This is a genomic window from Chryseobacterium vietnamense (genome assembly GCF_031454475.1).
Taxonomy (GTDB): Bacteria; Bacteroidota; Bacteroidia; order Flavobacteriales; family Weeksellaceae; genus Chryseobacterium; species Chryseobacterium vietnamense.
Window position 1 is genome coordinate 993949 of sequence record NZ_JAVDQX010000002.1, and the last position, 26107, is coordinate 1020055.

The window sequence follows — 26107 nt, forward strand, 5'->3', positions numbered from 1 at the left end:
AGTGTTTATTTTGTGGAACGTACTAATTCAACAGAGAACTTGGCGGTACAGCCATCCGATGTGATGGTGCGTGTACCTTTGATCTTGTTGTCCGAAATATCATTAAGAAGAACGTTCATTTCTACATTCTTTTTAGCTGTAGAATCGGTTTTGAAAGACAGTCTGATCTCATTGTTTTCAAACTTACCCGTATAAAGCCTTACCAGATTATTATTGTTGATGATTTTGGTAATAGGCTGGGTAGAATCGTTATCAAATTCCCAGATGTCAGTACGCTGGTCGCCTACAGCATATTCGCTGCAGTTGGATTCTGTACAGATCACCTTACCGTTCCATGGGCCGGAAATTTCCGCAGGCCATGCAGCAGCGATTACCACAGAATCTTTTTTCGCAAAAATACTGTCTCTCATTTTCAGCAGAGACTGATATTCAGATTCTTTTTTTGCGAATACTTTTTCTTTTTCTAATAATTGTTTTTCCCTGTCTGTCAGGTTCTTTTCCTTCTCTTTGTAATCACAGCTTACCAATAGAAAGGAGGCAGCCAGTAATAAAAAAAATGTGTTTTTCAGCATATTGTATCGGTTGGAGTATACAATATATGAAAAAATGAAGGAAATATGAAACCCTTATGCAACGGAATTGACGTTAATTCTGTTTAATAAATTAAAAAACAGCGTAATAGAGGGATTGAGATTATTTCCTGATTTACGACTCGATTCTCTGCTTTTTAAACATGGCAGGATTGTAATTGATAACAAAAACCCCTACAATAATAAGTACTGCTGCAATGATGAATTTGGCAGAAATTTTTTCATCCAGAATCAGCCAGCTTAAAAAAATGGAGATTACCGTATTGATATAAGCCAGGATGGATACCTGAACCGGCGAAACCTTGGTCAATGCATAATGAAAAGCAAAAAATGCAGCTACAGAGCCGAAGCACGATAAATAAAGCATCGCAGAAATACTTTTCAGGCTCCAGTTTCCGAAGTTGTAGTCTTCTGAAAAAAGGAAGGCAAAAATTATCTGGATAATTCCTGCAAAAGCAAACTGGTAAAACAGGTTAAGTGAGATATTCCCGCTTTGAATATTGAGTTTTTTGGTAAAAATAGTTCCTGAAGCCCATCCTGCAATGGCAATGAATAAGAATAATATTCCCAGTGCATAATCCGGGTTTTTCAGATCATTAATACCATCCCAGAAGATAAAAAGGATGCCGCTGAAACACAAAACTACGCCTGTAAAAGCCCGCCAGCTGAATTTCTGCAAACCAAGAGCCATACTTCCGAAAAATACCAGGATAGGGGAGCAGGCACTTATCAGTGAAGTAAGGCTGCTGGTAACTTCCTCTTCCGCTACTGTAGTCATTCCGTTCGCAATCACAAGCATTAATAAAGAGAAGATCAACTGATACTTCAAACTTCTCCAGCCTATCCATTTGAATTCTTTTCTGTAGGTAAGAATAAGGAACATGATAATCGCTGCAAGGAATTGACGTATTCCTGCGACAAACCAGGCAGGAATAGTTTCTACCGCAACCCTTATTGATAAAAACGTAGTACCCCAGACAATTGCAACGGTACATACAGCCAGTGTAAGTTTATAATCTTTCAATTTTAATGTGGTGTAACAGCAAATATATCTATTTTTCCAGCGATTTTTATGGATACAGATACTGTAATTTATAGGAGTACAGATGAAAAATCTGAGCCAAAAATAACTTTATTAATTCTTTACATTTTAAATGGAAGATCTATTGAAAGATTAAATTATTTTAGGAATTATAATCATAAATCGTTTCCCGGATTTTTTGTAGTCTTTCCTCTTTACATTTTTATTTTTTATCTTTGAACATCTAATAAAATTGAAGATGGTAGGAATTATTATGGGCAGTCAGAGTGACCTGCCGATCATGGAACAGGCTGCAAATTTTCTGAAAAGCCTTGATATCCCTTATGAATTAACAGTAGTTTCAGCACACAGAACACCGGAAAGAATGTTCGATTATGCAAAGACTGCTCAGGAAAGAGGCCTTAAGGTAATTGTAGCAGGAGCCGGAGGAGCGGCCCACCTTCCGGGGATGGTAGCAAGCTGTACTACACTTCCGGTAATCGGAGTTCCGATTTTGTCCAGTAATTCCATAGACGGGTGGGATTCTGTATTGTCTATTCTTCAAATGCCTGGTGGAATTCCGGTGGCTACCGTAGCCTTGAACGGTGCTTTGAATGCAGGGATTTTAGCCGCAAAAATTTTAGGAAGCGGTAATGAAGAAGTCGCTGCAAAACTTCAGAAATACCAGGATTCTTTAAAAGATAAAGTTTTAGGAACTGTGGATGATATCAAAGCACAGCATCCTAATCATTTTGATAAATAGTTGAGTTTTTAAACTCAAAAATAAAAGCCTCACTTTTCAGCGAGGCTTTTATTTTATTTTTTAATGAATTTTGAAGAGATTGTTTTTTCTTTAAGAATCAGCTGCAAAATGTAATTCCCTTTTGGTAAAGATCCTACATTAATCATATCCCTGTTGGGATTTCCTTCCAGTACAAGTCTTCCGCTTGCATCAAAAATTCTGTAATTTTTAATGTCACTTAGTCCTTCAATATGAATATCATCCACAGCGGGATTGGGATATAGCGAAAGTTTTTTATTCAGCTTAACTTCTGATGAGGACAGTAAACAGTTTCCTACCGTATCACCCGACATCGTCCATCCCTTGCTGATGAGAATATTCCTTTTATCTGCTGCATTGGAAGCATACGTCAAAGGTGTTACAATATCTAAATCAACATTATTGGCAGTGTCGGGATTATCTGCCCATCCTGCAAGTGTTTTACTGAAGTTTTCACAATCCATTCCTGTCTGCATCAAAGCCTGAGCTCCGTTATTAACGCTGGCAAGATTCCAGCTTGCAAGGGATTGATTGAAATTCGGAGTTTCCTTAAGAATCTGGTCTATTCTCGTAACCTTGGTCATGTCCCAATTTTCCAGGGAATGATTAAAGGCTGTGCAGCCATGAATAGCATGGGCCATATTGGTAATTTTAGAAGTGTTCCAATGGTTTAAAGATTGATTGAAACCGGAATCAAAATGGAACATAAAACGGATGTCTTCGAGGCTTGAAGTATCCCAGTTATCCATGGGCTGATTATAGTTTGGGCAAAGAGCAAACATCCACTTCATATCCGTTACGCTCGAAACGTCCCAGTTGTTTAATGTCTGGTTAAAGATTCCTCTTCCTGCAAACATAAAACTGAGATCAGTTGCAGAGGACATGTCCCAGCTATTAAAGTAAGGGGGATTGAACTGATCAGAAACTGAGCTGATGATGGTGTCAAAGATAAGAGCAAACATAAATCTGAAATGCTTAATCTTGGAAGTATCCCAGTTTTGCATGGAGCTTGTGCCTGTAAAGCTTTTTGTACCATAAAACATATAAGAAGCATCTTCAACATTACTTAGGTCGGGAATGTCTGTAGCAGTGATCTGAACGAGTTTACATTGGCTGAAGGCATTGTTCATCGATGTCCAGGCAATGTTTCCCCATTGTTCTATTTCCAATATTTTATCAGCGCTTCCGTTGACCTGCCAGATCGGGAAAATCTGATCCGGAAGCTGAACTTCCTGTACATCTCCAAATTTTATCTGTTGAAAAACCCCATTTCCGTTACTCACTTTTACTCTGTATTTTGCAGCATCCTTATCTGCGATGGATATCCCAAAATCAATAAGAACCTGTTTTGTAGAAGTTATATTGGTAAGAGAACCGTTGTGCTGGGGATAGTCTACTTCTTCCCAATAAATATCATAGTTCTCACCAATTCCCGGAAACCATATTTGTTGAGAACTTGCCTGATAGGGAGCACTTACAGTGATTGGCTGTGTTATCGTAGATGCCGGCTTCCAGATCGTGATAAATTCATTCTGAGCTTTCGCTATGAATACCAGCAGGATAAAAAAGCCAGCCAAAAATTTTTTCAGTACCATATTAAGGATTATAGTTATTTCTTAATGAATTTTGAAGAGAAGGTGTTTTCTTTCATGATCAGTTGTATCATATAATTTCCTTTAGGCAGGGAGCTTACATTGATGATATCATTATTGGGATTCCCTTCCTTTACCAGTCTTCCGCTGGCATCATAAATTTTATAGCTCTTTATATCACTTAATCCTTCAACGTGAATATCATCAACTGTAGGGTTAGGATATAGCGAAAGTTTTTTATTCAGCTTTACATCCGATGAAGATAATAAGCAGCTTCCGGGAGCATCACCTATTATTAACCAGCCTTTATTGATGAGAATATCCCTTTTGTCTGAAGCGTTGGAAGCATATTTTAGCCCTTGTACAGAACCTAATGAGACATTGTTGGCTGTATTGGGGTTGTTGGCCCATCCCATCAATGTTTTACTGTAATTTTCACAATTAAGACCAGACAGTGTTAAAGCACCATTACCATTGGTAAGAGAAACTAAGTTCCAGTTTCCTAAGGACTGATTAAAACCTGAGGCAATATTAAGCATTTGATCTATTCTGGTCACCTTTGTCATATCCCAATTGTCTAAAGACTGATTAAAGGTTGTACAGCCATGAAAGACATGGGCCATATTGGTCACTTTGGAAGTATTCCAGTTTAACGGCTGGTTGAAAACAGGAATCATATGAAACATAAAATGCATATCCTCCAGGCTTGAAGTATCCCAGTTGTCAAGTCGTTGATTAAAGCTTAAACACTGCCCAAACATCCAGCTCATATCTGTCACCTTTGAAACGTCCCAGCTATTAAGAGTCTGGTTAAAAACAGTTCTGTTACCCAACATATAGCTGAGGTTGGTAGCAGAAGACATATTCCAGCTATCCAGATAAGGTGAGTTGAACTGTTCTATTACTGAAGAAGATGGATTCACATCAAATAAAAGAGACAGCATAAAACTGAAATTCTTAATTTTCGAAGTATCCCAGTTTTGCATAGAGCTGGCTCCCATAAAGCTGGTGGTGCCATAAAACATGAAAGATGCATCTTCTACATTATTAAGATTGGGAGTATCTGTTGCCGTAAGCTGCATAAGCCTGCACAGACTGAAGGCACTCTCCATGGTAGTCCACGAAATATTACCCCATTGTTCTATTTCCAGTATTTTATCTGAACTTCCATTGACCTGCCAGATAGGGATGATTTGCTCAGGACCGGGAAATAATTGAGGGGTTCCAAATTTTATCTGTCTGAAAATTCCGTTACCATTTGTAACTTTTACCCTGTATTTGGCATCATTTTTTTCTGCGATCGACGTTCCGAAGTCGATAAGAACCTGTTTTGTAGAAGTTACATCGAGAAGGGAGCCATTGTGTTGCGGATAGCCCACTTCTTCCCAGTAAATATCATAATTATCGCCAATCCCGGGAAACCAAATTTGCTGTGTGGTTGCCTGATAGGGAGCGTCTACATTGACTGCCGGTAATACAGTGGATGCCGGCTTCCAGATGGTAATAAATTCATTTTGCGCCTTTACCAGGAATATCAGTAAAAGAAAAATGAGTGTTGGAATTTTTTTTAAAATCATGGTTATCGTTTTATGATAGTAGTTTATTGTTTGATGAATGGGAGTGAATGAGTTGCATTCTTTGTCGAAATTTGCAGAATATAATTTCCCGGAGTTAAAAGTCTGACATTAATCTTTTCATCTTTAAGGTTGTCCCTTGCAACAGTTCTTCCATTCATATCGGTGATGATATAACTTACTGCATTTGTAATATTTTTCAGATAAATATGATCTTTTGCCGGATTAGGATAAACAGATGCTTTGCTATTGAAATTTCGCTCAGAGGTTGACAGTGTCTGGTTGCAGAGTCCGTTGTAAACGTCTCCCGATATAGTCCAGCCTTTATTATTCATTAAATAATTTCTGGCAGTTACAGCATCAGCATGAGAATAGATTAATGGCGAAGCACTTGATAAATCAATATTATTAGGTGTTGACGAGCTCTGACTCCATCCAAAAAGCGTTTTATCATAATTCACACAGCTCATTGCAGAATTGAGAAACATTCCGGTTGCTGTGGTTAATGAACTTAGATTCCATCTTCCGATATTTTGATTAAAAGCGGTCTCACGGAACATTTCGTTCATATTAGTGACATTGGCTGTATTCCAGTTTTGAAGATCCTGGTTAAAATTTTCAGAATCATGAAACATATGTTCCATAGTGGTAACCTTAGCAGTGTTCCATTTGCTTAAAGATTGGTTGAATCCGGTATAGTCAAACATATATGACATATCTGTAACATTTGAAGTATCCCAGTTTCCCAGTGGCTGGTTGAAGAGATAATTGTCACCAAACATATAATACATATCTGTGATGGTGGAGGTGTTCCACGTGTCGAAAGAAGGATTGCCGATGAGTGAAGTACACAAATAAAACATCTGGCGCATACTGGTGACCATGCTGAGGTCTGGTACATCTGTGGCTGTTACATCCATATTATCACAATACACAAAAGCATTGTCAAAGCTTTTCCATTTTATATTCCCCCATTGGGTAATCTGAGTGATTTTTGAGCGGTCTGAGGCATTGTAAGTAGGAGTTAATGTATTATCAAAGAATCTTACCTGATCAAAACTTCCGTTTCCGTCACTGATTTTAATTCTGTAGCTGGCCTGAGACGGCACAGGGTTAGAAGGTACACCTAAGTTGATAATAAATTCGGTAGTGGAAGTTACATTGCTCATAGTGCCGTTATGCTGAGGATATCCAACTTCTTCCCAATATACTTTGAAGTTGGTTCCTCTGCCGGGAAATTTAATGAGTTGTGCATTCTGTGTTTTCCAGATTGTAATGAACTCATTTTGTGCTTTTGAAAGCTGAAATACTGCTATAAACAGGGCAGAAGTTATTAGTTTTTTGTACATGTCATTAGTTTGTGAAATAAGCACTGCTAAAATAACAAAAAACTTAATATATTTTTAACTTAAATGTTGAATTTATAGTATTTTATGAATTTTAATGTATTTATATAAATAAAAAACTCTCCGTTTTGGAGAGTTTTCTTTATTCCTGTAGCATGTTATCACGGGTGTTTTTCTGAACTGCGATGGCTCCGAAGAGCGCAAGTAAAAAAGCAAAGGCATAAAAACCTTTTTCGCTGGGAAGGATGGTGGCATTCCAAAGTCCGATGGCCAGTAGTACAATAGATGACAATGTTGCAAACCAGCAGATCCCATAATAAATATCGGTTACCTGAATGTTTTCTAATTTATCACGTACAGCTTTCTGTAAAGAAACCACCGCGAATAAACCATAGAGAAGAATGGTGAAATAATATCCCTTCTCATTCAGCAGCATTTCTGCCCTTGCAAGACCAACTATAAAGCCAATCATTCCCGCTCCCAATGCTACCCACGACGCAGCGACGAATGCATTCGATACTCTTTGTTTTTTCATAGTTTAATGTTTTATTTAAGAGGGCTAAGATATTCATTTTTTATAAATACAGCTCCTGTAAGGGGAAAATATGGGAAAAATACTGAATAGAAGAATGAGGTAGGTTTATGTTTCGGCTAAAGCCGATGGATGTTATTTTTATTTTATATAAACGGGCTAAAGCCCGTTCCTATTGAATGATTGGGCTGGCGTGAGGAGTATGAGCGGATAGCGGGAATCAGCTCATAAAAAAACTCCCCAAAATGGAGAGCTTTGTCTTATTGAGTGATGTATTCGTAAGTATATTTTGCATAATCATTATTATCCACTTTTACCATGACCTGAGTTGGCAATTGATTATTATTATATTCTATCTGATAGTTGAAATTTAAAATTTGATTCCAGTTTCCAGCGTCGTCTTTGCCGCTTATTTTTAATGTGGTATAATTATTCTGACTTAAAAACTGTGCTTCTCCTGTAATCGCTCTGAAATATTTGCCCAGCAAAGAATAGGGATTTATTTTGTTATCATATGAAAATTCTCTTTTATTGATATGAGGACCACCAATACCATCATTAACTGAGATTTCTTCCGCAACATTTTCACCACTATAAGTATAGGACATGGTAGACGGGATTGGGCAATTGGAGGACTCACAAGTAGAAGTAGCAGTAACTTTACCATTGGTATAAGTCATTGCCGTGTTATAGTGGGTATCGGAATATATTGTTTTAACCGTCGTAAGCTGATCACCATTATAAGTAAAGGTTTTATAATAAGCTACGGAGCCATCTGGTTTCTGGTAAGTAATTTTTGAAGGTTTTCCGGCACTGTCATATTCCAGAACGGACGTTGTGTTTTCTGATGTAATTTTAAGTAACTGTTTCTGACTGTTATAATCAAATTTTGTAATACTGGTTTGTGGGCCGGAGGGACTTGTATAAGAAACTGTAGTGACTTTACTTAATAATATTTGAGGATCCGAAGGATTGGGTTCATTATTTTCGTCATTATTGCTGCTGCAGCTGAGGAATAAAAATGAGCTCATCAACCCAACAAATAACTGGTTTTTCATGTATTAAAAGTTTTTATTAAATAAAGGACTAAATATAATAATTATTGGTAAAAACTGCCATAAGAATGGGCAACAAAATATTGAGTCCATAAAAAACTCTCCACATTGGAGAGCTTTGTCTTATTGAGTGATGTATTCGTAGTTATATTGAGCGGAAAGGTTTCCGTTGGCTTCTTTTGAGATCACCTGAGTAGGAAAACCTGCGCTGTTGTATTGAATGGTGGAAGTTCGGGTTTGGTTTTGTGTCCAGGTTCCATTACTTTTAAAGCTTATCTTTTCTACAAGATAATTGTTTTGGCTTACAGCATAAGCTCCTCCCATCATAATTTTTACGTATTTGTTGATATTGAAGTACGGGTTCAGTTTATCATCGTAAGAGTAAACAACTTTAGTGCTGTAGCTGGATCCTCCACCTTCTGAAGTTTCTGATGAAATATTATTTCCGTCATAAGTATAAGTATCCACGATGGGGTTGGAACAGGCAGGTGACTGGCAAAGAGATGAAGAAATTACCTGTCCGTTGGTATTGTAATTATAACTAATCGTTCTGTTGTTATCCGGGTTAGTAGTATAGATTGCCTTAACTGTTGTAAGCAGATCTCCATTGTAAGTATAGGCTGAATAATAGTCTACCGTACCATCCGGCTTATAATAAGTGGTTTTAGTAGGTTTCCCGTTACTGTATTCGAACTTGGAAGTTCCAGAAGCAGATGATGCTTTTATAAGTTCACCCTGATTATTGTATTCCAGAGTTTGTATGCTGGTCTGCGGCTGTGCCGGATTGTCATAATAAACTATAGTAACTTTGCTCAATAATACTTTAGAAGATGTATTGTTTCCTTCATTATCATCATTACTGCTGCAGCTGTTAAAGAATAGAGCAGAGCTCATGAGTCCCAGAAATAAGAATTTTTTCATGTTATTTTTTTTGATCGGCAAAAATAAGAAATGCTTCATACACTGCATAAAAAAATCCCACTATCTTAGAAATAATGGGATCATATCATGTTTTATTAAGATCTTAGTATCTGTAGTATTCAGGCTTGAATGGCCCTTTTACGTCAACTCCGATGTATTCAGCCTGCTCAGGAGAAAGAGTTTCAAGCTCTACGCTTAATTTCTTAAGGTGTAAAGCAGCTACTTTCTCATCTAAGTGCTTAGGAAGCATATATACTTCGTTTTTGTAAGCCGCAGAGTTATTCCATAGCTCGATCTGAGCCAACGTCTGGTTAGAGAAAGAGTTAGACATTACAAAACTTGGGTGACCTGTAGCACATCCTAAGTTAACCAATCTACCTTCTGCAAGGATGATTACTTCTTTTCCTTCGATAGTATAAATATCTACCTGAGGCTTCACTTCAGATTTAGTCTGACCGTAGTTTTTGTTTAACCAGGCCATATCGATTTCATTATCGAAGTGACCGATGTTACAAACGATCGCTTTATCTTTCATTTTAAGGAAATGTTCTCCTCTTACGATATTGAAGTTACCTGTTGTAGTAATGATGATATCAGCATTGTCTACTACAGTATCCAATCTTTTTACTTCATATCCGTCCATAGCTGCCTGAAGCGCACAGATTGGGTCAATTTCTGTAACAGTAACGATAGAACCAGCTCCTCTGAAAGAAGCAGCAGTACCTTTACCTACATCTCCGTATCCGCAAACAACCACTCTTTTTCCGGCTAACATTACGTCTGTAGCTCTTCTTACTGCATCTACAGCAGATTCTTTACATCCGTATTTGTTGTCGAATTTAGATTTGGTAACCGAATCATTTACGTTGATGGCAGGCATTACTAAAGTTCCGTTCTTCATTCTTTCGTAAAGTCTGTGAACACCTGTAGTGGTTTCTTCAGAAAGACCTTTGATATCTTTTGTGAACTCAGGGTATTTATCAAAAACCATGTTTGTTAAATCTCCACCATCATCCAGGATCATGTTTAATGGCTTTCTGTCTTCACCGAAGAACAAAGTCTGCTCAATACACCAGTCAAACTCCTCTTCATTTAATCCTTTCCACGCATATACCGGAATTCCTGCAGCAGCAATAGCAGCAGCAGCGTGATCCTGTGTAGAGAAAATATTACAAGATGACCATGTAACTTCAGCTCCTAAAGCTACAAGAGTCTCGATAAGCACAGCCGTTTGGATGGTCATGTGAAGACATCCTGCGATTCTTGCTCCTTTCAGCGGCTGAGACGGTCCGTATTCTTCACGGATAGCCATCAAACCAGGCATTTCTGCTTCTGCAAGGGTGATTTCTTTTCTACCCCATTCTGCAAGGGAGATGTCCTTAACTTTATAAGGAACGTATTGTGTTGTAGTACTCATATGTAATGAATAGTTTTTAAATTCAATTGATAACGAAAGGCAAAATTACGATTTATAATTAAGATATAAAAACAACAGATCAAGTTCAGTTTTATGAGATTAAACATGAGTTAATATTATTTAGTCTTAATATAAATAATTAATTTTAGCTGATAAATAAATATATTATGAATCAAACCCATACGGAAAAGAAAATCAAACCTGTTGCTCCCAAAGTACAGGAACTGATCAATTCTTCTAAAAGCATTATTCTCGCTACTGTAGATGCCGAAGGAAATCCCAATTCAAGTTATGCTCCTTTTGTTCAGGTAGAGCAGACATTCTATATTCTGGTATCTTTTATGGCAAAACATACTAAAAACCTTGCAGACGGAAGAAAAACATCCATTATGTTTATTGAAGATGAATCTGCCACTAAACAGATCTATGCCCGCGAACGTCTTACCATTGAAGCGACCACTTCTCAGATTGATAGAGATTCTGAAGTATGGAATACTGTAGTGGCGAAACTTAAAGAAAATCATGGGAAAGTTGTAGATGTCATTTCCGAAATGGGAGATTTTATTTTAATTGCTTTGCAGCCTGTAAAAGGATCGTATGTAAACGGATTCGGAAGTGCTTATTTCGTGGATGCCAATCTGGAAATTGTAGAGCATAGAAATGATGTGAATCATCAGTCTAAATAATTAAGCTGGGAGCTGGGAGCTGAAGGTTTGTAAAGATTAAGGAGACAAAGAGTTTGTTTTTTCCTAAACAATTCTTTTGTAAAGTCTGAAAATTCTTTTACCACGAATAGTAACTTCCATCTTCCAGCTCCTATCTTCAAGCTTTTTTTTAGTACTTTTGTCCAATAAAAAAAGAATGCCCCTCTACAGAGATTTTTCAGATGATAATGCCACAATCCTTGTTTGGAAGTATGATGAAAGTGAAGAGCTTGATATCAACCAGCTTCTCGAGCCGGAAAATGCGGAGAAGGTAAAAGATTATCATCCTAAAAAATTACTGGAGGTGCTGATGGTTCGTAAACTCCTGAAAGGATTGAAACCGAATTCTAAAATTTTATATAAGGAAAGAGAACCTTTTCTTTCTCCTAACGATGCGGAAATTTCTATTACGCATTCTTTTCCCTTTGCGGCCATCGCTCTATCTAAAAATAAAATAGGAATTGATGTTGAAAAATTCAATCCTAAGATCTTAAGGGTAATTGATAAATTTACCTATGAAAATGAGCGTGGATTTATTCCTGAAGACAAAGCGGATACTTTCTATACTATTATATGGAGTGTAAAAGAAAGTATGTACAAAATCCATCACTCAAAATACTGGTCTTTAAAAAAGAATTACGAAGTAAAACCTTTCGAGCTGAAACATCTTCATAAAATAAGCTGCCGTGTATATGATGATCAGTTTTCAGATGAATTCAAAGCGAGAGTAGAGTTTTTTGACGACTACTGCTTTACGATTGTGGAGGAGTAGGCTCAGTTTCGTTTTTATATTTTTCGATCACTTTTCTCTGCTCTTTTGCGACATCATAGATCAGCTCCAGGATATCGTGGATATTTTTAAGCTCGGTTAAATGGGAAATTTTATCAGGATCTCTTCGGTCCACAATTTCATTTTCCTCAATCTCTGTTTTTCTTTTCAGGAGCATATCTTCAATGGAAGAATCTTCCGGCTCAAGGCGGCTTTCCATTTTCAATGTTTCATTAACATCATTTCCGTTGAGAAGGGTAGAGGTCTGCTGCATTTCTGCCTCAATCTTTCTGCTCCAGCTTTCAGCATCTATTTCAGGATACTGTTCATTACTTTTTGCATATTGGGATAGGGAAGCTGTGTAGGCAGTAATCAGGTGAGACGTTGCCACAAACTGATGAACTACTTCCAGTTTTTTCTGCTGATTTTTAGGATCGGAAATCATTCTCTGGAAATTATCAGAGAGGTTGGCCAAAGAAATAATGGCATTTTTTCGTTTTACCTTATAATCTTCAAGATCGAAATTTCCCTGTAAGAATTTAGAAATCACACTCTGGAAATAGATAAGGTTGTCTGCAGCAGATTTCTTCATCAGATCCAGATTTTGGGTATGTTCCCATACAGGTAATACTATATAGGATACGGCAAAGGCAATAATTCCGGCAATAGCGGTATCAAAAATTCTGTCTTTAAAAATAATATTGACTTTCCCCGGATTTAAAAAATTAAAGCTGAGGAACACATAGATCGTCATGAATAATACCGCCCAGAAATACCTCCCTTTCAGAAAACTGAAACACATGATCATGCTGATCAGAAGGATCGCAAATAAAACGCCGTTAATATGTACAAAATACAGAATCGCATAAGCAATACTTGCCCCGGCAATCGTTCCATACAGACGGAGAAGGTTTCTCTGTTTAGTGATGGAATAAGCTGGTTTTAAGATTGCTGTAATGGTAATTAATATCCAATACGTGTGCCCCAGGCCGAGAAAATCGAACATAGAAAAAACATATCCCAGCAATAAAGCTGTTGTAATTCTTATGGCATGACGGAAATGGGAAGATGATAATGAAATATTATTCCTCAGAACCTTGGCATTCAATTTAGGCTCATTAGGCATAAATTTCTTAAGGTCTAACCCTGTGGATAAACTTTTCGCCAGTTTGATATCCTGTGAAAATACTTTATAGATCTCGTTGATTTCTTTTGTGATTTCATAGATACGCATCAGGATCTGGCGCAGGATCATGAAATTTTCCAGGTTGTCCGGTGAAAGCTGTTTATTTCTGAGTTCGAAATAATTATAATTTAAGCTTTTTAGCTCCTGTTCCAGATTAAACATCGGCTTTGCTCTGGTACCACTTTGAAGGGCAATTCCGATATTGGTGATCTCTTCTGCCAAAAGGTTAAGATAATCATGGATATTCACCAGAATCATACTGTCTTCAAAGCTTTGCTGTAATTTCTGATAGTCACTTTCAGAAGTCATCAGCTTTTCATGAAGGTCCATGGAATTCAGGAACATCAGCATCAATAGACGACTGGTGGTCGTAGATTCATTGACGATGGTTCTGGTTTTGAAAACGGTTTCCCTGGTGTCTTCCTGAAGGTTTTTTATTTCAATCTGCTTGGCAATAACCTGAGTAGTCAGCTTGTTAAAATCAGGATTTTTCTGATAGTAATTGGCTTTGATCTTTAAAAACTCAGCCAGTTGAAGATAATTTTCCCCAATCATCTGGCTTGCCAGTTTATAGGGACGAATGGTAGTTACAATAAGGAATATAAGTAAAAACCAGATACAGCCGGAAGCAAAAATCAGTAAACTTTTAAAGATATTGCTCCCTGTAAGATGTCCGTCAATAAAGATGGCGAGTACCACAAGGGATAATGAGCCTACCGCAGCTAATCTCTGACCATAAACGCCGATCAGGGAGAAAAACATTCCGAAGATAATGACCTCCAGAATGACCAGGACTTTGATGTTCATTACAAGGCTGGCGATGAGGGCTACAAAGACAAAACAACAGATCGCGAAAGTAAGGGCATTTCTTCTTCGGATAAAAGGACCGGGTTGGTCTGTAAGCGCTACAAAGCTGGTTCCCAGTGGGAAAAGGAAGTATTCTTTCAAAATCCCGAAGTGGGCAAGGACTAAACAAGGTAGAACAGTAGCTAATGTAATTCTGATGGCAGAATATACATACTGACTGGTTACAAATTTTTTTAGCTCCGCCGAATAGTTCATATTACAAAAATAGCTATTGAATTTAACAAAATAGCCATAAAAAAAAGACTTTTCTCAACTTAATGTTATATTTTTTTTAATTGTGCTATAGTGCTGTTAAAAAAGAATTGACAGAAGAAACATACCAATGATTCGCAGCTCGTATTAGTCAATTTTTAACACAACAGCTAACAAATCTTGTTCCACGAATTCTTACCTTAAAAATCAATAGTGAATTTTTGCTTCGCAAAGTGAATAGTGAATGGTCTAGTGTGAAAATAAATTGACAAGCGTAGCGGATTGACGATTGACAATTGACATAAAAAAGCCTCAATACAATGTATGAGGCTTTTTTTATAGAGCTGTTGCTTTTTTTAACGATCGTTATTAGATGTTTCTTCTCCAATGTTCCAGGTAAGACCGAAACGAAGTGTGTTATCCAAAGCACTGTTGATCTTAGACATGTTGATCAGGTAAGAAAGATCAAGTCCGAAAGAACGGTATCTTAACCCAACACCCGCAGTTGCAAACTGTCTTGCTCCCTGCTCTTCACTTTCATGGAAGTAACCTCCTCTTACAGAAAATGCATTGTCATATGAATATTCTAAAGCACCACTGTACATGATACTGTTTTTATTTTTGAAAGATTTTCCGATACCAGCCATTGGTCCTACATTAGGGATCTGATAAATAGGCTGTCTTGTATTCGGGTCTATTCCTGCATACTCAGATCCTGGAACCAAAAGTTTTGAACCTTCCACAGAAATTCCAACTCTGTTCATATCATCCAGGTACATGTCATATCCAACCCCTAATCTTGCCATAGTAGGAAGATAGGATCTTGATTCTTCATTTCCTGTATAATCCAGTTTCGGACCTAAGTTCTGAATTGCTAAACCTGCATTCACTTTACCATCATATCCACCAATACTGGAGAATCTTGGAGAGGTATAGTATCCTGAAACGTCTACTGCAAAACTGTTGGCCGCTTTAAGTGTAGTATCTGTATTGAATCCTCCGGCTAAGTCTGAACGGATAAATCTACCGGTAACAGCTCCGGAGAATGAATCAGAAAGTTTCAAAGCGTAGGCAACGTCAATGGAGAATTCGTTTGGTTTTGATGTACCCATGGAAGCGATTTCTGTACCTACCAATTGAGTCAGGTCTACCTGTCCCATATTGAAATAATAGATACTCGCAGAAATTGTAGATCTTTCTTCCTGCCCCAAAAACTTATGGAACGAAGCATATAATAAGAATACATCATTGGTAAGTTTTCCCATGTAAGGCGTATAGTTAAGACCTACGGAAGAACTTGTCCTGCTGAAAGGGTATTTAGCCGCATTCCAGAATTGTGAAAATGCATCCGGAGAGGTTACCACCCCCTGATCTCCCATACCTCCCGATCTCGCATCAGGTGCAATTCTTAAGAAAGGAGCTCCGGTAAGAACTGGGTTTACTTTACCTAAATCTTGCGAATAGCCTAAAAAACCAGCACTCAAACCAAATCCTAATAGCAGTTTAGTAGTTAAATTCATATGTTGTCTTTTATATATTATCAGTTTTTTATTAATATTATTATCTATTGTTCTATTTTATTATTTCAAAAGTACCATTTTTTCTACAGCTGTAGCACTTCCTTTGCATTTTTCTTGATTTTGACTTTTTGCAAATATCTTAAAAATATACGTACCTTTTGCTACTGTAGAACCAAAATCATCTCTTCCGTCCCATTCTATTGCCTGACGAGGGGTTCTGAAGCCCTGTAGGAACGGTTCTGCAACCACCGGCTGCGATAAAGTTCTTACCAATCTTCCGGTTATTGTATAAATTTGCACGTTCACATCCAGAATATCATCACAATTATGTTCAAACTGAATATAAGTTTTATTGGTAAATGGATTTGGCCAGTTCAGCGGACGGTTGATCGTCAGGTGTTGGTCAGATTCATCTTTAACTTCAAAATTTAACGTAGCAGTTGTAGAATTATTGTTTATGTCCCAAACTTTAAATGTTAATTGGTGTTGCCCGATTGACAGATTTCTGAATGGGTAGGTTACATTCCCTTTCTGGTATTCGGCAAGGCTTGGATTTAAGCATCCGTTACCTTCTCCCGGAGCATAAAAATCATTTAAAACAACAGTATTGATAATCTGCCCGTCAAGATATACGGTAATATCATGCCCTACACCGGATCCTGTTGAGTTGATTCCTGTATCATCGGTTAGACAGGCGAGAAGCATAGGATTCTGGTTGGTAATTCCACCATCTGCAAAGTTGGTGTTATTCATATACAGTTTTACTTTTGGAGGTTGATTATCATTGATTCCATTAGGATTGATATCACCCACCTGTACAGCCTGGTTGTTAAAAACATCCGTTGATTTGTTATCAGCATAGGCCAGTATTCTTCCCTGTCCTACAGCATAATTAATATCTTTAGGAACATAGAATTCAGCAGTGAATACTCCGTTTACAGCAATTCCTGCAGATTTTACAATAGCACTTCCTTCTTCAGTATAATCCAAAACCGGAGTCAGAATTCCACTGTTATTAAGTGTTTTCTTGTTTAATCTCTTATCAAAAATATTGATGCTGACTTTTCCGTTGAAGGTATTGTTAAGTGTTCCGTTCGGATTATTAATGTGTCCTTTAATTTTTACAAAATCCAAACCTCTGATCAGCCCTGGAACCGGAGTTTCAATATTATCAATGACAAGAAGCCTTTGGGGTCTGCTTAATTTCATAGCCGGATCACCCAGGAAGTTTACTTTTAAATGGTTGCTGTTGGGCCCTTTTTGTTTTTTGGCAATTAATTGGGCATTTCCTAATGAGTTAAAATCGTCATTGGTTAGCTTAAAAATATTCTGAGTTAATGTATTGGTAAAATCACGTCCATAATCTACCCCGATAGCACGGCTGGAAGTAATCATGGTAGAAACGCCTCCTTGCTTCATTTTAATAAACTGTTCCCCTACAGAGTTGGTTGCAGGTTCGTCCCATAATGTGAATTCACAAGTGATGGTTGATACAAACGGGAATCTGCTGTATACATTAGAGAAGTTGTTGGCATTCTGAACCTCTGTACTGGTAAGCACTCTTTCCTGTGCCCAACCATTAATTCCTCCATGTCCGAAATAGAATAGATACAAACTATTTCCTATCGCATTGGAAATGGCCTGGTTTACCTGCGGATATCTTCGCCCTCCGGATGTACTCTGAGCGGTAAAGGCATCCATGTATAATTTTTTTACATTATACTCTTTAAGTTCCTGCTGACCTGGCTGTTCAAATATACTTGCCAGCGAGTTGTTCATTACATTATGGAAAGGTCCGCCTCCTTCATCATTATCATCCACTACAAAATCAAGCCGCATACGCCAGTCTCCAAAAGGAGAAGATTGACCCTGAAGAGAATTATAATAAGCCAGTGTTTTATTAATCATATCTCCGGCTTCACTTACATTGGCTGCAGGAATTCTACCCACAGGCAGGTCCGGTAAATTGTTTTCAATTAATAATGTTGTCTGCGGCTTTGTCATTACAATATAATCATCCGTAACAAAAGAGGATACATAATCTGAAGACTGTTCGCTCTGATAGCTGGAAACAACGTTTGAATTATTCGGAACCCTGTTTTTATAATCGTATGAAGTATCCCCGAGAATAAAGACATACTGAAGTCTGCCCAGAGGAGTATTGAGTTTGCTTACAAAATCTCTGATTGCGGTAAGATCTTTACTTCCGCTGCCATATTCCTCATAGATTTTGTTAATGTCAACAATTTCTACTTTGTAGTTATGCGTGGTCTGATGATAGTTAGCGATTCTTTGTGCCTGGCCCATCATTTCAGGGACGGTAAGGATAAGATAATCTACATTTTGTATTGCAGAAAGATTCTGGTTGGAAATTCTTCCTACAAACTGTGGACTAAAGGCAGCGTCAGCACGGAAAGCTACAAATTCATTATTGAAATTCTGATCAGCAGCCGTGTACGCAAAGTTGAAAGAGCCGCCTCCTGCTTTATTCACTCTTCTGTTAGCGTTTGTAATATCCGTTACATCCCATACCTGTTCTATATTAGCAGCATTACTGATACTGAAACCATAGTCTGTATTGCTTCCACTTACAATGGAATAATCTCTGAAGTTCATTTGTGAACCATTGAAAGCAAGATTTTCTTTATACTGAACTTCCAGATAGTCAAAATAGAATGTTCCATTCGGATTTTTGGAAATATCAGGGTTATAAACCAGATTAAACTGATTTCCTGTAAGATTGGTTAATGTCCCGGTATATGTTACCGGATAGAAAGTATACTGATAGGAAGAGGTATCTGTAGGAATTACCTGCTGTGGGTGTGGATTTAAATTATTGATTTTAAAATCCATCGTATTCTGCTGGGAGTTATACGCTACCACCTGAGTTCTGTATCGTATTACATCATTCGCCTGTATAGGAGAATTGGTAGTCAATGTTATGGTCTTTTCATTGGAGAAAGGAGTGTCCTCTACCCAAGTTCTTCCCACTTTTAACAGGTTTTTCTGATCCTTATTGATCACCTGGTAACTGTCATATCTTGTAATCAGCTGGGCAGGAAGGTTTCCGTCTACAGTGGGAACTCTTTTTCCCGCTCCTTTGTCAAAATTGATATAATAATATGAGAAATCTTCATAGATGTTTTTCACATTATTACTTCTTTCACTGAATCGGGTATCATGTCTTTTAAAACCGTTTCCATTGCCTGTGTCATAAAGGTTATATCCGTCCGGACCTTGTGCATAGAAAAGAGCATAGTCATTATCATTCCATACGCCATCATCTTCACCTACTACCTGAATGGAATTTTCCTGTAAAGCCCCATATCTCGGATCCTGATTATATTCAGGAAGCATTACTCCTCCGTTTCCGTAGATTCTGAAGTTTTTTGGATTTACAGAACTCGGATTGATTCCGTTATCTCTTAGAAACTGGGAGGTGATTTTGAATACTCCGGACTTGTCTACCTTTATCTTATAAAAATTTCCACTTGACAAAGGATTTCCGGTGGTCCCTATTTTATTAACAGTTCCTGTTGTATTGATAAAAGAAGAGGCTTCTGAAACATTAAACGAAGATAATCTCTGAACACGGCCTTTTACATTTTTAAATAAAGCAATACTAACGCTGGCATAGCTTTCTCCATCCAAAGTATAATAGGAAACATCAGCTACATCATAATCCGGAAGTCTGCCTTTATCCAGCTCAAACAAATCCTGGTTAGAAACGCTTTCCCAAACAAGGTCTGAGATTTTTAATTGCTTTTCTCCGATTTTTTGCTTGCTTACTATAAAAACATTATTTTGGCTGTAAGAAAAACCTTCATTTTTAAAATTGGGAAGATTTAATTTTGTGTCACCAAAATCCTGAATTTTAGAACCATTCCATTCTATGGTGTTTCTTTGAGCGTAAAGTGTTGATGCAAAAGCGATTAAAGATAAAATCGTAATTTTTCGTTTCATGTTTACTATTGAAATTGCTAAATTACAAAATAAATGAAAATTTTAGAATTAAATTGTGATACAATAAAATTAATTTGTTAACGTTTTTCAAAAAAATCAAATGTTTACTTGATTTATTGAATAATTTATTTTTTCTTTGTACTTTGAAAATATTTATATCGACTATGAAAAAACTAAAGTTGTTTTCATTAATAGCATTAAGTTCTACACTTGCATTAACCAGCTGTGGCGGATCAGGAACCAGCAAAGGTGGCGGTACCAAAAAATTTGTCAGCAAAACAGGTTGGAAACCAAACGAAAAACAGGGTTGGTTTTTTGCAGGAAAGCAACAGAAGCAGAAGGGTTGGCCTGGGATGGTATATGTAGAAGGTGGAACTTTTACAATGGGATTAGTGAAAGATGATGTTATGCACGATTGGAATAACACACCTCGCAGAATGCAGGTAAGTTCATTCTTTATCGGAGAAACTGAAATTACTAACTACGAATACCGCGAATACCTTACATGGTTGAAGTATGTATTCCCACCAAGTGACCCGAGTTTTAAGGAGATCTATAACGGTGCTTTACCGGATACCTTATTATGGGACAACAAATTAGCAAGAAACGATTATAATGAAACTTATCTGCGTTCTCCGGAGTTTGATTACTATCCGGTAGTAGGAGTTTCCTGGACTCAGGCAAACAGATACTGTGAATGGCTGTCAGACAGAGCGAATGAAAAAGCTTTGATGCAGGCTGGTATTATTGCCAAGGATTTGTATATCAACGAATCCAACAACCAGGGAGGGACTGCATTCAACATGGATAAATTCAAATCGAATGATCCTGAAATGCAAGGATACATCAATGAGAAAAGAATGCAGCAAAAAACTGGTATGAAAACTACCAACCAGAGATTGCTTGCAGCTAACAGAGCTCCAAATTCTGCAATGGTACAGAAGTTCAGACTTCCTACTGAAGTAGAATGGGAATATGCTGCTCTTGGTATGGCTAAAAACAGAGAATATAACCAATATCTGGGTAAAAAGCCTGAAATCGAAAGATTAAGAGGGACTAAAGGAAAACAGAGAGGAATGTTCCTTGAAAATTTCAAAATGGGTAAAGGTGACTATTCTGGTATTGCAGGATGGAAAAACGACGGATCAGCTCAAACTTCTGACGTAAGACAATATCCATCTAACGATTTAGGAATCTATGGTATGTACGGAAACGTTTCTGAATGGACGGCTGATGTTTACAGACCAATCATTGATGAAGATTACAACGATTTCAACTATTACAGAGGAAACATGCCTCAGGCAATCGTAAGAAACGGTGACGGAACTTATAAAATGATCGACGAAGGTACTATCAAGTATGATACATTAGCTGACGGAAGATTAGTTTACAAAGGACTTCCTGGACAATTTGAAAGACAAACTATCGCTGATTACAGAAACTACAGAGATGGTGACAGACAGTCTTCTTTAGAATATTACAGAGCTTCTGATTCTGCTGCCGGATTCGATATGTACAACGCTCCTAAGAAAAGCTTTGTTGTAGATGCAACTGGTAGAGTGAAACTACAGAAAGATAGTAAAGACAGAACTTCCGGAATTTCTAACGAGGTTAGAGTTGTAAAAGGTGGTTCTTGGCAGGATACAGCATACTGGCTGGATCCGGGACAAAGAAGATATAAAAATCAAAACAGAGCTTATGGCTGGGTTGGGTTCCGTGTTGCACAGGATGCCAGAGCTAGCGATAAGAGTAGAACTAGAAGATAATATTTATCAAAAAATACTTATAAAAAACCTTCCGAACTTTCGGAAGGTTTTTTTATTTTTGAAGCATGAAATCGCGTAGGCTGAAAAATCTAAAAATACCCATATAGATTTAGCGATTACATATGACTTCTAAAAAAATTATATATATATTTCCACATGAATATAGAACAGTTTTATCTTTTATTTCTGCAGGCAGCAAAAGTGACTATTGACAGCAGAAAAATAGCAGAGAATGATATTTTCTTTGCCTTTTCCGGTGATAATTTCAATGCAGCTACCCTGGCGGAAAAAGCCATTGATGACGGAGCTTTGGCAGTGATTGTTGAGCTTCCGGAATTTGAAAACAGAGATAAAAACATTTTCTATGTTCCCTCTACGCTGGAATTTTTACAGCAATTGGCAATCTATCACAGAAGCAAACTTACCATTCCTTTTATAGGACTTACGGGAAGTAACGGAAAGACAACTACCAAAGAGTTGATTCACGCAGTTCTTTCCGAAAAATTTAATGTTCAGTATACAGCTGGAAATCTCAATAACCATATTGGAGTTCCGTTGACTATTCTTTCCATTAAACCCGAACATGAAATGGCCGTGATTGAAATGGGAGCCAATCATCAGAAAGAAATTGAATTCCTGTGTACTCTATCACAACCTGATTTCGGATATATTACCAATTTTGGAAAAGCTCACCTGGAAGGCTTCGGAGGTTTCGAAGGCGTAATAAAAGGAAAATCTGAGCTCTATGATTATCTTAGAAACAATAACAGAACTATTGTTGTTAATGAAAATGATCCTATACAGGTAGAGAAAACTGAAAACTATTCCCCTAAAATTACTTTTGGAGCGGAAACTTCCAATTATTATTTTGAATCTTTTTCAGAAGAGCATTTTGTAGGTTTGACTTATCATGGAGTAAAAGCGGTTTCAAAACTGACAGGAGAATACAATTTTACTAACCTTTGTGCTGCTGCAAGTCTGGGACTTCATTTCGGAATCAGCTTTGAAAAAATAAAGCATGCGTTGGAACTCTACACCCCAACGAATATGAGATCTCAGGTGGTGAAAAAAGAGGGCAGGACTTTGGTTCTGGATACTTATAATGCCAACCCAAGTTCTATGACTGCTTCTTTGAATAACTTTATCAGCTTTGAAGGCCGTAAAACTATTATTATAGGAGATATGCTGGAATTGGGTGATGAAAGTGAAAAAGAGCATCAAAATATCCTAAAACTGGCTCAGGATCTTCATTTTAATGAAATTATTACTGTTGGAAAACATTTTAAAGCGGTTAATTCTTCAGACCTTGCTTTTGAAAATACAGCAGAATTAATAGAATATTTAAAACAGAATAAAATTCAGTCCGAAAACATATTGTTGAAAGGATCCAGAGGAATTGCACTGGAGAAAGTGATCGACTTTATTTAGGGTAAGCAAGCTGGAGGCTGGGAGAGGGAAGTCCTGAAGGGGATTGAAGACCGTTCCCTTATTTATTCAGCTTTATAAAATTCCATTGATCAAAAACACTTAAAGAAGTAATGGCCGGATAGTAACTTCCGGCTTCATTCTTCCAGCTTTTAAGATTTCTTCAAATTCCAGAATTCTTTTACGATCAGTTTGATATTTTTAAAAGTACTTGGAAACACTTCATTTTCAATTTCTGATGTAGTTTTCCAGGCAACTTCGGTGATACCTTCTTCTATTTGCGGTTTGGAAGTATCTTCTCCATCAAAGTTCATTTCAAACCAATGCGTACATTTTAAGATTTTCTCTCCATTTCTTTCTACATAGATATGATAAGTAGTATTGATGAATTGTACAAGTTCAACATCACTCAAACCTGTTTCTTCCTCTATTTCCCTTACTGCAGACTCCTCCCTGGATTCTCCTTTTTCCATCTTACCCTTAGGAAGATCCCATTTACCGAGTCTTTTGATGAAAAGAATTTTACCTTCAGGATTATTAACAAGACCTCCTGCAGCTTCTATAATTCTGAAAAGCTTCTGAAATTCCTGCCAGATTTCTTCCAAATTCTCTCCATACACATTCAGTTCCTGCACAGAAGTATTCTCCAAAAGATCCAATGCGATCTCTAAAGTTGTATAATTTTCGTATCCAAGCTTTTTTTCAAGTTCTTCAGGATGCTTAGATATTAATAATTTTTTTTCGTTGACAAAAACTTTATACATTTGTAATAGTTAAGAATTTAAATACAAAAATAAAAAATGAATTTAGAAGGACGAAAGATTATTGTCAATAAATCATCCAAAGAACTTACCGAGTTGCTGAAAACCCCTGAAAATTATAAAGATTTTATGCCGGATGGTCTTCAGAAATTTGAAACAAGAGATAACGGATTTAAATTTGGATTACAGGGTATGCCTGAAATCGCATTAAAAATTGATGAGGTAGACGATCAGAAAGCTGTTTTAAGATCTGCAAGTTCAAGTTTGGATTTCTCATTAACCGCTACATTGAACCCAATCAGTGAAAACCAGACTGAAGTTCAGATGCTATTTGAAGGAAAATTCAATCCATTCATCAAAATGATGGTAGAAAAACCTTTACAGAACTTTATCAATACGCTTACCGATAAAATCGAAGCTTATAAATAATAAAAACCTCCAACGTTGGAGGTTTTTTATTTTGATATGTGGCCCTTTCTTATGCAATAACTCCTGAACAATGATCCTCAGTACTTCCAGTCGCAGAAGAAAGCACATTGATCTCATTATTCATTTTTAAAACACCCATAAAGGCAAAAATCAGGGCTTCTTTATAATTGATGATCTCTTTTTCAGGAATGATTACTTCAGCTTTCGTTTTTGCTCTTATTTTTTCAATTAAAAACGTGTTGTAAGCACCTCCTCCGGTGATAAGAATGTCTTTTATACTATATTGATTGATGACATTGGCAATCTGCTGCGCAGCATGTTCCGTAAAAGTAGCCAGTGCATCCAGTGTTTCAATATTTTCAAGAAGGGGAAATATATGTTGATGGCACCATTCTATTCCCAAGGATTTTGGATGTGAAATGTGATAGAAATCCAAAACGTTAAGTTGATTCAGTAGAGTTTCATCTGTTTTTCCTTTTGCTGCCAATGCTCCGTTTTCATCAAAACTTTTATGAAGCTGTTGAGCTAAATAGTTCAAAACAATATTTACCGGAGCAATATCAAATGCTATTCTTTTTCCTTCTGAACGTAACGAAATATTGGAAAATCCACCCAGGTTCAGACAGGCACTGTAACTGGAGAAAAGTAATTCGTCACCTATAGGGACCAGAGGAGCTCCATTTCCTTTCATCAACACATCCTGACTTCTGAAATCATAGATAACAGGAAGTCCGGTTTCCAGTTTTATTGCCTTGCCATCACCAATCTGCAGCGTAAATTTTCTCTTTGGCTGATGAAAAACAGTATGGCCATGAGAGGCAATGAGGTCAATATTTTCAAGCCGATGTTCATGAATAAACTTTTTAACCTGTTGTCCAAGATAAAAACCATACTCTGAATGCAGTTCCAATAAATCTTCAGAAGAAAGATGAATAGAGTTTCTAAGTTGAGTTTCCCAATCCTCAGAATAGGTGACTGTCTTGGCTTTAAGGATTTGAAAGGTCCATGTGTCCTGCTTTTCAAATTCAGCAAGACAGATATCCAAGCCGTCCAGACTTGTTCCGGACATCAGTCCTATAGCCAGAGTTTTCATTGTTTTTGAAATTATTTTTTATTCTCAGAAATTCTTTTAGAACTGAAATCTCCGGAGTTGTTATAGAATGTGTATTCGGAAAAGTCGTCCTTGGCAGTCATTCCGTTGGCACCTACCAGTGTAGAACCGTCTTCCATAGTAACATAAACCGTATCTTTGGTATAGATTCTGTTTTTTTTCTGATCCCAATAAATACTCTGCATTGCAAATCTCTGCCCTTCATTGGTTTTTATCCTTACATCACCTTTAGCTTCGTAGAATTTTTTGTATTCAAAAATACGGGCATATTTGGCGGTAATTCTTCCGGGAACTTTAGGTTTCTTTTTATCAAAAAACTCAATGTCAATTCCTTTTCTGGCTACCACATATGGGCTGTCAATCAGCTCGTATTTTTCAATGATGGGTGCTTTGGCTTTTAAAGTAACAAAGCCGGAATCACGCTGTATAATATTGGCATTGTTGATGATCTGTGAAGGGAAATTTTTGCTTTGGCTGCCATTCCTTTTGGTAAGATCCTCCTCACAGGATGTCAATATAAAAAATATAGCACAACTAAAAAGGCATGCTATATTTTTATATGATATTTTTTTTGAAAAGTTCATT

General features: G+C 37.2%; 21 protein-coding genes. 6 read left to right on the top strand and 15 right to left on the bottom strand.

Translation table 11 applies throughout. The features are described 5' to 3' along the window. Positions 1 to 5: 5 nt before the first annotated feature. Together J2786_RS13805 and J2786_RS13810 are read right to left on the bottom strand one after the other, a co-directional pair. Entirely contained in the window at positions 6 to 572 is a 567-nt protein-coding gene (locus tag J2786_RS13805; RefSeq protein WP_047434010.1) for a hypothetical protein, read from the bottom strand. Between the two features lie 133 nt (positions 573 to 705). Then, a complete protein-coding gene (locus J2786_RS13810; RefSeq protein ID WP_047434009.1) occupies positions 706 to 1614 on the bottom strand; it encodes a DMT family transporter in 909 nt (302 codons plus the stop codon). Between the two features lie 256 nt (positions 1615 to 1870). Between J2786_RS13810 and purE the strand changes: the two genes are divergently transcribed. Further along, the gene (purE, locus tag J2786_RS13815) at positions 1871 to 2374 is read left to right on the top strand and encodes a 5-(carboxyamino)imidazole ribonucleotide mutase (protein WP_034699885.1); all 504 of its coding nucleotides are present in this window, start codon (positions 1871 to 1873) and stop codon (positions 2372 to 2374) included. A gap of 53 nt (positions 2375 to 2427) precedes the next feature. Here the strand turns inward: purE and J2786_RS13820 are convergent, their stop codons facing one another. The 7 genes from J2786_RS13820 to ahcY form a co-directional block, all read right to left on the bottom strand. After that, positions 2428 to 3987, bottom strand: a complete 1560-nt coding sequence (locus J2786_RS13820; RefSeq protein WP_047434005.1) for a BspA family leucine-rich repeat surface protein — start codon at positions 3985 to 3987, stop codon at positions 2428 to 2430. Positions 3988 to 4001: 14 nt separating this feature from the next. Next, on the bottom strand, positions 4002 to 5561 hold the full coding sequence (locus J2786_RS13825; RefSeq protein WP_052187113.1) for a BspA family leucine-rich repeat surface protein: 1560 nt from the start codon (positions 5559 to 5561) through the stop codon (positions 4002 to 4004). 23 nt (positions 5562 to 5584) lie between these two features. Further along, the gene (locus tag J2786_RS13830) at positions 5585 to 6907 is read right to left on the bottom strand and encodes a BspA family leucine-rich repeat surface protein (RefSeq protein WP_052187112.1); all 1323 of its coding nucleotides are present in this window, start codon (positions 6905 to 6907) and stop codon (positions 5585 to 5587) included. A gap of 139 nt (positions 6908 to 7046) precedes the next feature. Then, positions 7047 to 7439 carry an inner membrane protein YiaA gene (gene yiaA / locus J2786_RS13835; protein WP_047434004.1) on the bottom strand — a complete coding sequence of 131 codons (393 nt, stop codon included), beginning with the start codon at positions 7437 to 7439 and terminating at the stop codon, positions 7047 to 7049. 257 nt (positions 7440 to 7696) lie between these two features. Then, positions 7697 to 8494: a hypothetical protein gene (locus tag J2786_RS13840; RefSeq protein WP_047434002.1), complete on the bottom strand. Its 798-nt coding sequence runs from the start codon at positions 8492 to 8494 to the stop codon at positions 7697 to 7699. A 120-nt stretch (positions 8495 to 8614) separates the two neighbouring features. Beyond that, entirely contained in the window at positions 8615 to 9412 is a 798-nt protein-coding gene (locus J2786_RS13845; RefSeq protein ID WP_156121557.1) for a hypothetical protein, read from the bottom strand. Positions 9413 to 9515: 103 nt separating this feature from the next. Further along, positions 9516 to 10829, bottom strand: coding sequence for an adenosylhomocysteinase (ahcY, locus tag J2786_RS13850; protein WP_047433999.1), 1314 nt, complete (start codon positions 10827 to 10829; stop codon positions 9516 to 9518). Positions 10830 to 10996: 167 nt separating this feature from the next. Between ahcY and J2786_RS13855 the strand changes: the two genes are divergently transcribed. Next, positions 10997 to 11515, top strand: coding sequence for a pyridoxamine 5'-phosphate oxidase family protein (locus J2786_RS13855; RefSeq protein WP_047433997.1), 519 nt, complete (start codon positions 10997 to 10999; stop codon positions 11513 to 11515). 175 nt (positions 11516 to 11690) lie between these two features. After that, positions 11691 to 12305, top strand: coding sequence for a 4'-phosphopantetheinyl transferase family protein (locus J2786_RS13860; RefSeq protein ID WP_047433996.1), 615 nt, complete (start codon positions 11691 to 11693; stop codon positions 12303 to 12305). On the opposite strand, the gene J2786_RS13865 is transcribed toward J2786_RS13860, so the two are convergent. The 3 genes from J2786_RS13865 to porU form a co-directional block, all read right to left on the bottom strand. After that, the gene (locus J2786_RS13865; protein ID WP_047433994.1) at positions 12286 to 14550 is read right to left on the bottom strand and encodes an FUSC family protein; all 2265 of its coding nucleotides are present in this window, start codon (positions 14548 to 14550) and stop codon (positions 12286 to 12288) included. The genes J2786_RS13860 and J2786_RS13865 overlap by 20 nt on opposite strands. 353 nt (positions 14551 to 14903) lie before the next feature. Beyond that, entirely contained in the window at positions 14904 to 16067 is a 1164-nt protein-coding gene (gene porV / locus J2786_RS13870) for a type IX secretion system outer membrane channel protein PorV (protein ID WP_034699905.1), read from the bottom strand. A gap of 60 nt (positions 16068 to 16127) precedes the next feature. Beyond that, positions 16128 to 20030: a type IX secretion system sortase PorU gene (gene porU, locus J2786_RS13875; RefSeq protein WP_047433993.1), complete on the bottom strand. Its 3903-nt coding sequence runs from the start codon at positions 20028 to 20030 to the stop codon at positions 16128 to 16130. Between the two features lie 164 nt (positions 20031 to 20194). Between porU and gldJ the strand changes: the two genes are divergently transcribed. Continuing rightward, the gene (gene gldJ, locus J2786_RS13880; protein WP_047433991.1) at positions 20195 to 21796 is read left to right on the top strand and encodes a gliding motility lipoprotein GldJ; all 1602 of its coding nucleotides are present in this window, start codon (positions 20195 to 20197) and stop codon (positions 21794 to 21796) included. Between the two features lie 156 nt (positions 21797 to 21952). After that, positions 21953 to 23224, top strand: coding sequence for a UDP-N-acetylmuramoyl-tripeptide--D-alanyl-D-alanine ligase (locus J2786_RS13885; protein WP_047433990.1), 1272 nt, complete (start codon positions 21953 to 21955; stop codon positions 23222 to 23224). 149 nt (positions 23225 to 23373) lie between these two features. On the opposite strand, the gene J2786_RS13890 is transcribed toward J2786_RS13885, so the two are convergent. Then, positions 23374 to 23985: an NUDIX hydrolase gene (locus tag J2786_RS13890; RefSeq protein WP_047433988.1), complete on the bottom strand. Its 612-nt coding sequence runs from the start codon at positions 23983 to 23985 to the stop codon at positions 23374 to 23376. 36 nt (positions 23986 to 24021) lie between these two features. Between J2786_RS13890 and J2786_RS13895 the strand changes: the two genes are divergently transcribed. Further along, a complete protein-coding gene (locus J2786_RS13895; RefSeq protein ID WP_047433987.1) occupies positions 24022 to 24411 on the top strand; it encodes a hypothetical protein in 390 nt (129 codons plus the stop codon). A gap of 49 nt (positions 24412 to 24460) precedes the next feature. Here the strand turns inward: J2786_RS13895 and J2786_RS13900 are convergent, their stop codons facing one another. Next, a complete protein-coding gene (locus J2786_RS13900) occupies positions 24461 to 25504 on the bottom strand; it encodes an anhydro-N-acetylmuramic acid kinase (protein WP_047433985.1) in 1044 nt (347 codons plus the stop codon). An 11-nt stretch (positions 25505 to 25515) separates the two neighbouring features. Further along, positions 25516 to 26106, bottom strand: coding sequence for an LPS export ABC transporter periplasmic protein LptC (gene lptC, locus J2786_RS13905; protein WP_047378448.1), 591 nt, complete (start codon positions 26104 to 26106; stop codon positions 25516 to 25518). Position 26107 lies beyond the last annotated feature (1 nt).